The sequence below is a fragment of the Cytobacillus firmus genome (genome assembly GCF_023657595.1).
GTDB lineage: Bacteria > Bacillota > Bacilli > Bacillales > Cytobacillaceae > Cytobacillus > Cytobacillus firmus_B.
On sequence record NZ_CP098323.1, the window covers coordinates 1,933,443 to 1,947,028 of the forward strand.

9 protein-coding genes, 2 pseudogenes and 1 riboswitch are annotated in these 13,586 nt (G+C 36.8%); of the genes and pseudogenes, 10 read left to right on the top strand and 1 reads right to left on the bottom strand.

Annotated elements, in window-relative coordinates:
• Window positions 1–11: 11 nt before the first annotated feature.
• The 10 genes and pseudogenes from NAF01_RS09950 (at window position 12) to argH (ending at window position 12,735) form a co-directional block, all read left to right on the top strand.
• Window positions 12–179 (top strand): hypothetical protein, encoded by a 168-nt coding sequence (locus NAF01_RS09950; protein ID WP_197246329.1) that lies wholly within the window; start codon window positions 12–14, stop codon window positions 177–179.
• The gene (locus tag NAF01_RS09955; protein ID WP_197246328.1) at window positions 172–1,527 is read left to right on the top strand and encodes an arsenic transporter; all 1,356 of its coding nucleotides are present in this window, start codon (window positions 172–174) and stop codon (window positions 1,525–1,527) included. Before NAF01_RS09950 ends, NAF01_RS09955 begins: the two co-directional genes overlap by 8 nt.
• 15 nt (window positions 1,528–1,542) lie before the next feature.
• Complete coding sequence (locus NAF01_RS09960) at window positions 1,543–2,217, top strand: DUF2642 domain-containing protein (protein WP_250802194.1); 675 nt, start codon at window positions 1,543–1,545, stop codon at window positions 2,215–2,217.
• Window positions 2,218–2,769: 552 nt separating this feature from the next.
• A complete protein-coding gene (locus tag NAF01_RS09965) occupies window positions 2,770–4,038 on the top strand; it encodes a saccharopine dehydrogenase NADP-binding domain-containing protein (RefSeq protein ID WP_250802195.1) in 1,269 nt (422 codons plus the stop codon).
• A 123-nt stretch (window positions 4,039–4,161) separates the two neighbouring features.
• Window positions 4,162–5,413: pseudogene (locus NAF01_RS09970) on the top strand (saccharopine dehydrogenase family protein).
• A pseudogene (nspC, locus tag NAF01_RS09975) lies at window positions 5,403–6,531 on the top strand (carboxynorspermidine decarboxylase). The pseudogenes NAF01_RS09970 and nspC overlap by 11 nt, the downstream one beginning before the upstream one ends.
• A 156-nt stretch (window positions 6,532–6,687) precedes the next feature.
• A riboswitch (purine riboswitch) is annotated at window positions 6,688–6,787 on the top strand.
• 54 nt (window positions 6,788–6,841) lie between these two features.
• Window positions 6,842–7,843: an adenosine deaminase gene (add, locus tag NAF01_RS09980; RefSeq protein ID WP_250802196.1), complete on the top strand. Its 1,002-nt coding sequence runs from the start codon at window positions 6,842–6,844 to the stop codon at window positions 7,841–7,843.
• A 527-nt stretch (window positions 7,844–8,370) separates the two neighbouring features.
• Window positions 8,371–9,684, top strand: a complete 1,314-nt coding sequence (locus NAF01_RS09985) for a hypothetical protein (protein WP_197246322.1) — start codon at window positions 8,371–8,373, stop codon at window positions 9,682–9,684.
• Window positions 9,685–9,882: 198 nt separating this feature from the next.
• Window positions 9,883–11,406: a Na+/H+ antiporter NhaC family protein gene (locus NAF01_RS09990; protein WP_250802197.1), complete on the top strand. Its 1,524-nt coding sequence runs from the start codon at window positions 9,883–9,885 to the stop codon at window positions 11,404–11,406.
• The gene (argH, locus tag NAF01_RS09995; protein ID WP_197246318.1) at window positions 11,407–12,735 is read left to right on the top strand and encodes an argininosuccinate lyase; all 1,329 of its coding nucleotides are present in this window, start codon (window positions 11,407–11,409) and stop codon (window positions 12,733–12,735) included.
• A gap of 209 nt (window positions 12,736–12,944) precedes the next feature.
• Here argH and NAF01_RS10000 read toward each other — a convergent pair whose 3' ends face one another.
• Window positions 12,945–13,445 carry a GNAT family N-acetyltransferase gene (locus tag NAF01_RS10000; protein ID WP_197246316.1) on the bottom strand — a complete coding sequence of 167 codons (501 nt, stop codon included), beginning with the start codon at window positions 13,443–13,445 and terminating at the stop codon, window positions 12,945–12,947.
• Window positions 13,446–13,586 lie beyond the last annotated feature (141 nt).

Below are 13,586 nucleotides of genomic sequence, written 5' to 3' on the forward strand. Positions count from 1 at the left end.
GAGGATAATTCATGTTTAATATGTTTCTCTATTTCTCCCTAATTGGCACATTATTTTATTACTTTTTTCTCAAGCCTCCTTTTAAAATCAAACAGGAAACAGAGAAGGGATTGGTTGATGCAAAAGTACCTCACACAGCCCTTCTCCCTCGAAGCGAGGCGGGAAAAATAAATGGGTAGCTCAGAAGTTTTGCTTATGATAATTATCTTTTCACTGACAATAATATTTATGTTGTGGAGACCTTTTGGCATTAATGAAACGATACCCACTACCATAGGAGCAGCTATCACTTTACTAATAGGGATTGTGCCCCTAACAGACATTCTAGCTATTTTTAATATTGTAAGTGGTGCATCCTTAACCATTATCTCAACCATAATGATGTCAATCGTGTTAGAAAGTATTGGTTTTTTTAAATGGATAGCAATAAATATAGTTTCCCGATCCAGAGGTTCTGGATTGAAGCTATTCCTTTACATTATGGTATTATGCTTTTTAATGACCATGTTTTTTAACAACGATGGCAGCATCCTTATTACCACACCCATTATTATTCACGTTGTTACTCTACTGAAACTCAAACCGCACCAAAAGTTCCCATATTTAATTTCTGGAGCACTTATTGCTACGGCTGCAAGTGCTCCCATTGCAGTAAGTAATATTTCGAACTTAATTGCCTTAAAAATTGTTGGTTTAAGCCTTAATAGTTATATTGAAATGATGTTCGTACCATCCATGATTGGAATCTTTACCTTGGGACTATTACTTTACCTTTATTTTAGAAGAGATCTTCCCAAAAAAGTACTAAATACTTCTTTGAAATTGGACAAAACCTCTTCTGCATTTTTATATAGCCACCCTCTCGATCAATCAGCCTGGCATAAAAACATTGATTGGTGGATGTTCAAGGTTAGTTTGTTCATAGTAGTCCTTACAAGGATATGCTTTTTTGTTCTTTCGTCATACGGAATTCCGCTTGAATGGATTGGATTAACCGGCGCATTTGTACTAATCTTAATCAGGTGGTATAGAAATGGAATTGGCATGAAGGATATCATTATAAAAACCCCTTGGCACATCCTTCTATTTGCATTCAATATGTACGTCCTCGTTTACGGTTTGAAAAATGTAGGGATAAATGATTTTCTTATTCTACATTTACAAGATTATATTCACAGAGATCCTTTATATGCCAGTTTTATAATGGGTTCACTGCTTACAGTTATGTCCAACCTTTTTAATAATCTTCCTGCGGTTATGATTGGAACAATTGCTATTACAGAAATGGGTTTGGAAACATACCTGCTGCAGATTGCATATCTCGCTAATGTAATTGGAAGTGATATAGGTGCACTTTTAACGCCAGTAGGCACTCTAGCTACTTTAATCTGGTTTCATATCTTAAAAAGCCACTCTATCAAAGTTACATGGGCACAATATCTAAAAGTGACTTTAATGGTTATTCCCTTTTCCCTGTTAATAAGTATCCTTGCTCTTTATTTATGGATCACATGGCTTTTTGTATAGAAAGGTGGTGCTTTTTTGAAAAAATTATTAAGCAATTCCATAGGAGAAAAATTAAAGTTAAAAATATCGGGAAAAAAAGCAGTGACAGGTATACTAATCGACATTGGAAGCGATATCCTTGTGTTGTTTGACGGGAAAGATTATTTATATATTCCAACTGCCCATGTCCATGATATGCATGTTCTTGAAACGAATGAAATAACAATTAACCCGCCAAATGAATCGCCAAATTTTGAACATCAAGATTCGCTATCTTTACGAAAAATATTGAATTCATCCAAAGGAATGTTCATTGAAATTTATACATCCGGCAACCAGGCTCTTCACGGATATGTTACCAGCATAATGAATAATTATTTCGTGTTTTATTCCCCTGTTTATAAAACAATGCTTATTTCTCTATATCATTTAAAATGGCTAATACCTTATGTTTCTGACCTGAGACCTTATGGGCTCGGCAATGAAAAGCTCCCGTTAATTCCAGCCAATATTTCATTAGCAAGATCCTTAGAGGTCCAAATTGAAAAGATGGCTGGGGAATTAATTATTATTAATTTAGGCGAGTATTACCAATCAATTGGGAAAGTGGCCAGCCTGGAAAATAATTTCATCGAACTTGTGACTGCTAAACAGGACAATATCTTTATAAATATGCAGCATGTTAAAACGATTCATTTTGCAAATAAATAAGCTACAGAAGATGACTTCCTTCCCTCTTGCAGCTATATATCTCAGTAATAAGATAAGTAAACTTAAGTTTTTATTAAAATAAAACTGGCAAACTTAGAAAGAGGGAAGGGACCATTAAACTGTGTATTATGCTGTTTTGTTAGATAGCCCAGACATATTCAAAAAGGTGTTAGATTGATTGCTTAAGCAGTTTATTGCCTGTACTCATTTGAATACATCTTTTTTGACCAGGGCTTCTTCTTTAATAACCCTGCCTTAATAGTAAAAATTGTTCCTGCTCTTTAGGTACGCCCCCGATTATAGAATATATTAGTACTTTTCTCACCTTCAATCTAGATATGATCCATTGCTGGAATACCCCTGTTTATATTAAACTACTGCCTTCTAGAGTTGATAAAACACCATTATTTACTTCATATGATTATTTTTAACTTCTCTATCATTCATAGACAGAAGTATATACGGTTCAATCATTAGAATCATATATTGGTTAGAAAGTAATAGATAATTTGCACTGCTGAAATAAATGACTCAAAGAAAGGAGTGGTAAAAATGTTTAATGGGACAAGGCCCTTTTCCATTTCCATATTAGGGAGTTGTGGAGGTGTTGCAAAAGCGGTATTAGCCATTCTAAATCAATCCGCCGAAGATAAAAGTGACCCTATATACCCTATAATCAGCAAATCCCAGCTTCATCTAATTGATATCAAACAAAAGGATAAAGAGTATTACGATCAATTATTCCCCAACCTTGCGGATAAAATTAACATTTACCAGCTTGATCTCATGGATGTAAGCAACTTTATGGAACATTTAAAAAAGACAAAAACGAAGGTAGTCATTGATGTATCCTGGGCAGATACAAACGAGATGATGAATTGCTGCAGCAAATTAGGTGTATTTTATATCAATTCAGCCTTGGAGAATACGAAGGTCGATGAGGATGATAGTCTATATGGTTTCCCACTCACCGAGCGATATATTAGATTTGAAGATAGCAAAAAAAATCTCACCAATATGAAGGCGATTGTTGGCTCTGGTATGAATCCTGGTGTGGTACAATGGATGGCGTTAAAACTGATGAAGGAAGATCCGGTCCAAAAGCCCATAGCGTGCTATATTGTGGAGCATGATAATTCCTTTTTTAAAGATAAAAAATTAATCCAACCTAACACTATCTATACTTCCTGGTCTGTGGAATGCTTCTTGGATGAAGCGATATTAAGCTATCCCATGTTTGCCCATCATCATTTGCTGCATTATTTTTATGAAGATGTATATGCCATGGAGTTTAAGGTAAGGTTAGGCGAAAAAGAATTTTACGGTTGTCTGATGCCACATGAAGAAGTAATAACTTTAGGTGAATTATTTGATATAGAATTTGGGTTTATTTATCGTGTCAATGAATATACAACGGAATTAATCAGGAATAATTTGGCGAATGTAGACAACCTATGGGGTTGGAATCAAAGGTTGATTGATCCGGATGCAGGTGAGGTTGAAGGTGAAGACCTTGTTGGTGTGCTTTTGGTTTATGAGGATAAGGAAAAGTTTATGTATAACGTAATGAAAAGCAATGAAATTTATCCGAAGTTCAAAACAAATGCAACATACTTCCAGGTTGCTTGCGGCATTTATGCTGCCATTGCGACGTTGACCCTGGATGATCTTCCTATGGGCATCTATTATGTAGATGAGCTTTTACTCAATACTGAAAGCAAATACGGAGAATATTTAACCTATTATATGACTGACTTTGTCACGGGAGAAAATAAAGGCTCCGATGGAATGCTGCATCAAAGACTTAAATGGATTGAATAGCAGATATTAATGTGCAATGACACCACATCAATTAGCAATCTAATTTGCAGAGGAATCGCTGGTTAGTTTGTTATCGGCTTCTCTCTTTCATTTGAAAAATCTATTAAGATAGGAGATTAGAAAATGGGTAAAGCACTTATTATTGGCTGTGGTGGAGTAGCATCAGCAGCCATCCATAAATGCTGCCAAAACAGTGATATATTTGAAGAGATTTGTATCGCAAGCCGTACAAAATCAAAATGTGATGAATTAAGGGATAAACTAAAAGGTGGAAAAACGAAAATTAAAACAGCTCAGGTTGATGCAGACAATGTGTACGAGCTAATCGCGCTAATAGAAGAATTTAATCCAGATATTGTAATGAACTTAGCTTTACCTTATCAAGATTTAACCATCATGGATGCTTGTCTGGCAACAAAAACGGACTACCTGGATACAGCAAACTACGAGCCGGAGAATACAGCAAAAATTTGAATATAATTGGCAATGGGAATATCACGAACGATTTGAAAAAGCTGGTATAACAGCTCTTTTAGGAAGCGGATTTGACCCGGGTGTAACTGGTGTTTTCTCTGCTTTTGCCCTCAAACATCATTTTGATGAAATTGAATATATTGATATTCTAGACTGTAATGCAGGTGATCACGGTTATCCGTTTGCAACAAATTTCAATCCAGAAATCAATATCCGGGAGGTCTCTGCTAAAGGGAGATATTGGGAGAATGGAAATTGGATTGAAACAGAGCCAATGGAAATAAAATGCATTTATAGCTTCCCTGAAATTGGCGAGAAAGAAATGTATTTGCTGTACCACGAAGAACTTGAGTCACTTGCAAAAAACATTCAGGGACTTAAACGCATCCGCTTCTTCATGACGTTTGGCCAAAGTTATCTTACTCATCTCAAATGCCTTGAAAACGTTGGAATGACAGGTATTGAACCAATCGAATTTGAAGGAAAACAAATCATCCCACTTAAATTCTTAAAAGCTGTATTACCAGATCCTGCTTCACTTGGTCCACGTACAGTCGGTAAAAAAAATATTGGATGTATTTTTCAAGGGAAAAAGGAAGGAAAAGATAAAACGTATTATGTTTATAACGTTTGTGACCATCAAGAATGCTATAAAGAAGTGGGTTCTCAAGCAATCTCGTACACAACAGGAGTTCCTGCGATGATTGGTGCAATGATGCTTATGACTGGAAAATGGAATAAGCCAGGTGTATTTAATATTGAAGAATTTGATCCGGATCCATTCATGGAAGCATTAAACAAATGGGGACTTCCGTGGAAAGAGGACTTTAACCCAGTCATTGTGGACTCTGAGCCTCTAAAACGCTTAGAGCCGCAGAAAGACGGAAATTATGAGGTTTGAACAATTACCAACACCATGTTATGTCATCGATGAAGCTCTTCTTGAACAAAATTTAAAAATCTTAAAGGGAGTCATATAACGTACAGGATGTAAAATTCTATTAGCACAAAAAGCTTTTTCAATGACGGCAATGTATCCTCTCATTGGGAAATATTTAAGTGGGACAACAGCAAGCGGTTTATTCGAGGCTCTACTAGGCCATGAGGAAATGGGTAAAGAGAATCATATCTATTCCCCTGCTTATCGCGATGATGAAATCGATGAAATTATCTCCGTTTGTGATCACATTATCTTTAATTCTTTCTCACAGCTTGAAAAATATAAAGAAAAAGTCCTCCATTCCGGTAAAAAAGCAGGGTTGCGTATCAATCCTGAGTGTTCTACACAAGGTGAAAGTTCCATCTATGATCCTTGTACACCAGGTTCCCGATTTGGAGTAACCAAGGAGCATATTTGTCCTGAACTGCTTGAAGGTGTATCAGGTCTGCCTTTCCACACCCTTTGTCAGCAAAACTCTGATGATTTGGAAACAACCCTTGATGCAGTAGAGGAAAAGTTTGGAGCTTGGCTGCCAAGCATGGAATGGATCAACTTTGGCGGTGGTCATTATATTACAAAAGAAGATTATGATATTCCGAGACTTGAAGCTTGTATCAAGAGAATACAGGATAAATACGGTTTAGAAGTTTATCTTGAACCAGGAGAAGCAGTGGCTTTCAATGCAGGACATTTAGTTGCGACTGTACTTGATACAATTCAAAATGGAATGGAGGTTGCCATCCTTGACACCTCTGCAACCTGTCATATGCCTGATGTGCTTGAAATGCCTTACCGTCCTTCTCTATTCGGATCAGGAAAAGCAGGGGAGAAGCCATTTTTGTATCGTCTTGGCGGACAAACCTGTCTTTCATGCGATACTATTGGAGATTATTCTTTTGATCAGCCGTTAAAAAATGGAGATCGTTTGATTTTTGGGAATATGGCGGTATACACAATGGTAAAAAACAATACTTTTAACGGTATGCCATTACCAGCTATCCCTGTTAAAAAAAAGGGGCGGGGAGTATTGCATCGTGCATCAATTTGGTTATGAAGATTTTAAGATGAGACTCGCATAAAGGATAACAAGAAAGCCAATATGTTAATTTTTGTATTATCGAAGCTATTTTGTATTATGTTTGATTTTGTATTGCAGTAGCTGCTTTAAGATATAGTACATGTTCATCTATCTAACTCCTTGACAATAACGTTAAATTTAATTATTCTTTTAAAAAACCTAATGAAATACTCAAATTCGTATAACTCCAATAATATGGTTTGGAGGTCTCTACCAGGAACCAATAATTCCTGATTACGAAGAAGATACAAATTTTTTGTGTTTTCTTCGTAATCAGGAATTTTTTTGTAAAAAAATGTAGGAGGTCCACTATGAATTTTTCTATCATGCCTAAAATTGAACTACACTGCCATTTGGATGGGAGTGTCAGACCTGAGACCATCATTGATATCGCAAAGAGTGAAGGCATCAGTTTACCTTCCTTTGATAAAGAAGAAATTAAAGAAGAACTAATTGCCCCATTAGATTGCGAATCCTTAGATGGATATTTAAAAAGATTCTGCATCCCTAATTTAGTGATGCAGTCAAAGGAAAATATAAAACGAATCTCCTTTGAGCTTTTTGAAGATGCAGCAAAAGAAAATGTGAAATACATGGAGGTCCGCTTTGCCCCTTTACTTCATACGCAAAAGGGATTATCCGTAGAAGAAGTCATCCAAAGTGTGATTGAAGGGATGAGAGAAGCAGAAGAACAATTTGATATTAAAGGAAATATCATTTTGTCATGCATGCGAACGATGAGTGTGGAAAGTGCTTTTGAGGTCGTCGAAAAGGGTAAAGCATTCCTTGGAGAAGGCGTTGTCGCCATCGACTTGTGTGCATCTGAAGAGGAAGGGTTCTGTGGAAAATTCATTGAACCGATCGCATTGGCCAGAGAATTTGGCTATAGAGTCACTATCCACGCTGGTGAAACGGGAATCGGTCAAAATGTGCTGGAGGCCATTGAATGGCTAGGAGCTGAAAGAATTGGACACGGCGTATTTATTAAAGACTGTGAAAAGGCTTATAGGCTTGTAAAGGAAAAACAGGTTGTACTTGAACTGTGCCCAACCAGCAATGTCCAAACGAAAGCGGTAAACCAATTTAGCGAACACCCCATTTCTGACTTCCATCGGGATGGAATAAAAGTAACAGTTAATACGGACAACAGAACGGTATCGGATACAACGATGGCAAAGGAATGTGATATTGTTTCCAATGAATTTGCTATGAATGCTGAGGATTATAAACAAATTTATATGAATAGTGTAGAAGCAGCTTTTGCAGATGAAGGGACGAAGGAAAAGCTGAAGAAATATCTACTGGACATTTAAAGTTAATATTGCCTAAAAAAAAGAAATAACAACTTGAGCGAGAAAGATGCATGACCCTGGCTGCTTTAATACAATCATGAGCAAGGGACATGAATAGGGGGACAGCACCTTTGTTTCCAACAATATTAAAAGTAAAAAGGCACTAGTAAATGAAGCTTTTCCCTGAATACCTTTTATAAAGTTTATTAGTCTTATCAGACAAGCATTCCAAAAAAGCAATGCGCCTGATTGCTGCTTTATACTTTTGAAATCAAGCTTCTTCTTGCTAGCTGACCTTTCCATTACTGAAACAAGTAAAAGCATGTGATTATTCTTTAGGCCACTCTTTATAAAGGGTGGCTAAAATATTTACAAAAAATTATCGAGAGATATGAGGGGGGGCTTGGGATGAATGTTTAGGTATATTGATTAAGGAATGTAATCGAAGAATACAAAGTTAAAAATCAAACTTAATAAATAACAGAATAATGTGTATCATTAAGATAGAATTCTAGATTGTACCATTATGATTAAAGGAGTGCTTGTCTATGTTTAGGGTGGGGGTCGTCGGTCCACAATCCACTGTAGAAAGAATCATACATATCGCACAAGACTTAAAGTTAGATGTAATTTTTTTATCGTATCCGTATAAAGAAGTGCGGGAAACTGAAGATATAATAAGAAATAATAATAACAATGTTGATTTGTGGATTTTTTCAGGGAAAATTTCTTATAACATTGCATGTGAAGCGGTAGGAAATACTGAAAAACAAATTTATATCGAACATACTGAAGCTGGAATTTTCAAAGGGCTTTTGGAGTTTGCATACAAAACGGGTTCTTTTTTAGATCATTTAAGTATAGATGAAATTTCAAAAAGTCATTTAGAGACTGCTTTTAACCAACTCAATATTAATCCCGAAAAGATTTATGTGAAAACTTTTTCCGAAAAAACTTCAACAGAAGAATTAATAGGTTTCCACAATCATTTATGGGAAAATGGTGAGACAAAAGGAGCAATCACTTGTTTTGAAGAAGTTTATTTACAACTTAAAGAAATGAGTGTTCCTGCATTCAGAATTTCAACAAGTGATATTGAAATCCGCCATACATTAAACATCCTTTCTGAAAAAATAAAGACTTTCTACTTTATGGAGTCCCAAGTTGCAGTTCAGCTATTTGAAATGGGACATTTAGAAAATCATTTCAAAAGTTCGAAACAAACATATCAGCTCCAGTATATGGAATTAAAGTTAAAAGAGATTTTAATAAACCTAAGTGAGCGGTTGAATGGATCACTAATTGAAAAAGGGCTTGGCCGCTATTTAATATTTAGTTCGCGCGGTGATAGTGAACGGGAAATACAAAAAATTGAAGAGACAGTAAACAAATTGATTTTGGAGTCTGGGTTGAAGGTGGGTGTAGGCATAGGATTTGGTGAAACTATATTTTCAGCGGAACTGAATGCGAACAATGCACTAAAACAATCCAAAGAGAGGTTTGGTTCAATTATTATTATTCACGAAAATGGTGAAGTCGTTGAAGTAGATGGTGAAAACATAGAAAAAATGGATTTTCCGTATTTTAATGATAAAAGCTTTATGACTAAACTTAAAAACGAGAAAATTAATGTTAAACATTATATTGAACTATTTGCTTTAATAAGAAATGCAGGAATAAAAGAATTTACAGTTAAAGACATTTCAATTCAATTATCTAGGGATGAAAGAAATACAAGACGTTTCATAGAAAGTTTATGTGATGCCGGTTTAGCTGAATGTACCGGGGTGGAAGAATACCCGGCGAGGGGAAGACCGAGACGCGTTTACAAACTGACAAACTCACCAAATAAAGTTGTTTAAGACTGTTGGGAATAATCACCTCAACAGTCTTTCTAATTTTAGGATAATAACTGAGAAAAAATTGTCTAAAAATTTTAAATTATTATTGCGTTTCATGGATGGGTTAAAATATAATTTATTTTAGGGTAAATATTATCTATTTACCCATATGTAAAATGATGTATTCGATAATATTTAGTTTAAGGGGAGATTTTGTTTATGGATCACATGGGTTTGGTGTCTTTAATACCACCGATTATTGCAGTAATTCTCGCAATACTTACAAAGAATGTTATCGTGTCCCTGTTCTCCGGAGTGTATATTGGAGTCCTGATTCTTGTGGATGGCCGCCCTCTCGAAGCTACAATGGAAGTAATCGGAAACTTTATATTTCCGCAAGTAGCGGATAGTTACAATGCAGCAGTTTTAGTTTTATTATTCTTTATTGGCGGGTTTGTAGCACTTATGGAGAAGTCGGGTGGAGGGGCAGCACTTGCCTCAGGTGCAATAAAGTACATTAACACACGCGCAAAAGCACAAATCTCTGCGTGGTTTGGAGGAATTATCATTTTCTTTTCCGATTTGGGCACACCACTAATCGTTGGACCGGTTTTTGAAAAGATTTTCGATAAAGCCAAAATCTCAAGGGAGAAGCTTGCATGGATTATCGATTCAACATCATCTCCCGTCGCAGTATTGATCCCATTCATCGGATGGGGCGTATATATAATGGGGCTTATAAAAAAAGAATTTGAATTGCTGAACATAAACACATCTGAATTCAGTACGCTTATTCAAGTTATTCCATTTCAATTTTATGCACTATTGACCGTTTCAATGGTGCCTCTAGTGGCGTTGACGAAATTGGACTTTGGACCGATGGCAAAGGCGGAAAAAAGATTGCAGCAAACGGGCAATCTGTATTGGCCTGAGTCGAAACCTCTTAGAAAACCAGAAGATGTGGAGGGGATTACCAAAAATGGACATGCCGTATTAATTTGGCTGCCGCTATTGGTATTATTCATCACCCTTTTCGGATTGTTAATTTCATTCGGCTTCCCGTTTGAGCCGGTTCCAGGAAATGAATTCAGGGTTTCTTTAAGTGCTGCATACTTATTTGCGGCGTTATCGATTGTCGTCTTAATGATTATGTACAAAGTGAAAAAATTCGGCGAGATTATTGATATTTATACAACTGGAATGCAGAAAATGGTTTACGTTGCAGTCACACTTGTCCTTGCTTGGTCGCTTGGCAAAGTAATTAATGAAATGGGAACTGCAGCGTTTATAGTTGAGGCGATGAAAGGAAATGTTCCATCGTACATCATACCTGCAATCTTATTCTTAGTCGGAGCGGGGATGTCTCTTGCATCCGGGACGTCATGGGGGACATTTGCGATTATGCTCCCAATAGCCATTCCCATGGCTGCTGGTCTCGATGCGCATTTGTTAGTTTGTATAGGAGCTGTTTTGTCAGGTGGTATTTTCGGGGATCACTGTTCACCAATTTCCGATACGACGATCTTATCGTCAACAGGGGCAGGAGCGGATCATATCGATCACGTAAAAACGCAGTTTCCATATGCACTCATTAATGCATCGATTGCATTAATCGGATTTCTCGTTGCCGGGATCACAGGAAGTGCATTCACTTTAATCTTGACGATAGTACTGCTTATAGCAACTGTTTTTCTATTATCCAAAATACACACAAGAAAGTATAGTGAAAGGGTTGAATTATAAGTGAAACTTTGGGGCGGACGATTCACTAAACGTGAAGATGAAATCATGGAGAAATTCAATACATCTTTACCTGTTGATAATAGGCTGTATTATGAGGATATAACGGGAAGCATTGCACACGTAAAAATGCTTGTGAATTGTAAATTACTTACAGAGTCTGAAGGTGATTTACTTATTAGTGGGCTGGAATCGATCATGAGCGATATAGAGTCCGGTGTATTAAAAGTGGAAGGCGAATATGAAGATATCCATTCTTTTGTTGAAATGAATCTGACAACAAGAATTGGTGACACAGGAAAGAAACTTCATACTGCACGAAGCAGGAATGACCAAGTGGCGATTGACATGAGACTTTATGCAAAAAATAAAGCCGGAGAAGTGGTGACTGTCCTTCAGCAACTTATCCATTCGTTAAATGAGAAAGCAGCAAATAATAACGTCATTATGCCTGGATACACACATTTGCAAAGGGCACAGGTTATAACATTCGGCCATCATCTCGGTGCATACGTACAAATGTTTAGCCGGGACAAAAAGAGAGTCCAGAATGCCATTGATATTTTGGATGAAAACCCGCTCGGATGTGGTGCATTAGCGGGAACAACACACAACATCGATCGTCAAATAACTACAGACATTTTAGGATTCGCTAAACCGGTAGACAACTTTTTAGACGGGGTAAGTGATCGGGATTACTTACTAGAACTCATGTCAAGTTTTTCAATTATAATGATGCACTTAAGCCGCTTAAGTGAAGAACTCATTCTCTGGAGCAGCCAGGAATTTAAATTTATTGAAATGGATGATGCCTATTCAACGGGCAGCAGTATCATGCCTCAAAAGAAAAACCCGGATGCAGCTGAACTTATTAGAGGTAAGACAGGCAGAGTATACGGTTCCCTCTTTTCATTGCTTACGACACTGAAAGGATTGCCGCTCACATACAACAAAGACATGCAGGAAGATAAAGAACAGTTTTTTGATGCAGTCGATACAGTGATAGATTGCCTTGATATTATGTCAAAAATGATTGATACGCTCCTAGTAAAGGAAGAAAACATGAAAGCTGCCATTAAAGCAGGTTTCTTGAACGCAACCGAAGTTGCAGATTATTTAGTGAGCAAAGGGACTGCATTTAGAGATGCTCACGAAATCGTCGGCAAGCTCATTATCTATTGTGAAGAGCAAAAGAAGGCGATTGAAGATTTAACGGTCGAAGAGCTGGCGCAGTTTAGCAGCAGCATAACAGACGATATTTACGAATACATTGACTATGAGAACATATTAACCAAAGGGAACAAAAAACTAATCAAGCAGATTTCGGGATAAAATTAAGCAAACAGGACCATTCGAAGAGGGATTGGTCCTGTTTGCTTGTCAGTGTGGGCCTGACCATTTTTTTTGAAAAATCCAATTATTATATGGGAGGGCAGGATTTATATTCATGCCGGAAATGTGCCTGAACCGGCTACGATACTATGTTAATAAGCGAGGGGATAGGTACCTTTTTTCAGGATAACAATATAATCACGAATTCATTATTCAGATACAAACAATTTAAGCTCTTCCTTATCCAAAAAAATCGTACCTTCATATTTCATACCGATTTTTTCAAGCAGTCTGGAGGATGCATGATTGTCTAAGGATGTGATGGCCAGGATCCGTTCCATATCCAGCTGTTCATGACCATATTTCAATGTAGCAGAAGCTGACTCGAACCCATAACCATGCGTTTGATATCTGGATAAAAAAGCAAAACCAATATCAACATTGTCTAAAGTATCTCGTTTTATCAATCCGCACATGCCAATAGGAGAGCTTCCTTCTTTTCGCTCGACGAGAAAAAGGCCAAAGCCAAATTGAGAATACATTTTCATTGGTCCGGTCAAAATATAATTCTTAGCATCGTCAAGAGTACGTACACTTTTATCGCCAATATAACGGATCCATGCAGGTTCATTTAAAAGTTCGAGAATGAATGCTGCATCATCTGTTGTTAACCAGCGGAGAATTAATCTGTCAGTTTCAAGTACTTTCAATTATTTTACACCTCAATCAATACCCAGGCTGTTAACCTTATTTTTTTTAGCATGCTATAACAAATATACATCTTAAAGTAATAATGGAGCAAATTGAATTTTCATATTTCTTTACTGGTAATTCTCCCATTGATTCACTAA

What these genes read in the sequence shown, in the direction of transcription:
- NAF01_RS09950 (WP_197246329.1), top strand. Translation starts at nt 12, where the DNA reads ATGTTTAATATGTTTCTCTATTTCTCCCTAATTGGCACATTATTTTAT.
- NAF01_RS09955 (WP_197246328.1), top strand. Translation starts at nt 172, where the DNA reads ATGGGTAGCTCAGAAGTTTTGCTTATGATAATTATCTTTTCACTGACA.
- NAF01_RS09965 (WP_250802195.1), top strand. Translation starts at nt 2,770, where the DNA reads ATGTTTAATGGGACAAGGCCCTTTTCCATTTCCATATTAGGGAGTTGT.
- add (WP_250802196.1), top strand. Translation starts at nt 6,842, where the DNA reads ATGAATTTTTCTATCATGCCTAAAATTGAACTACACTGCCATTTGGAT.
- NAF01_RS09985 (WP_197246322.1), top strand. Translation starts at nt 8,371, where the DNA reads ATGTTTAGGGTGGGGGTCGTCGGTCCACAATCCACTGTAGAAAGAATC.
- NAF01_RS09990 (WP_250802197.1), top strand. Translation starts at nt 9,883, where the DNA reads ATGGATCACATGGGTTTGGTGTCTTTAATACCACCGATTATTGCAGTA.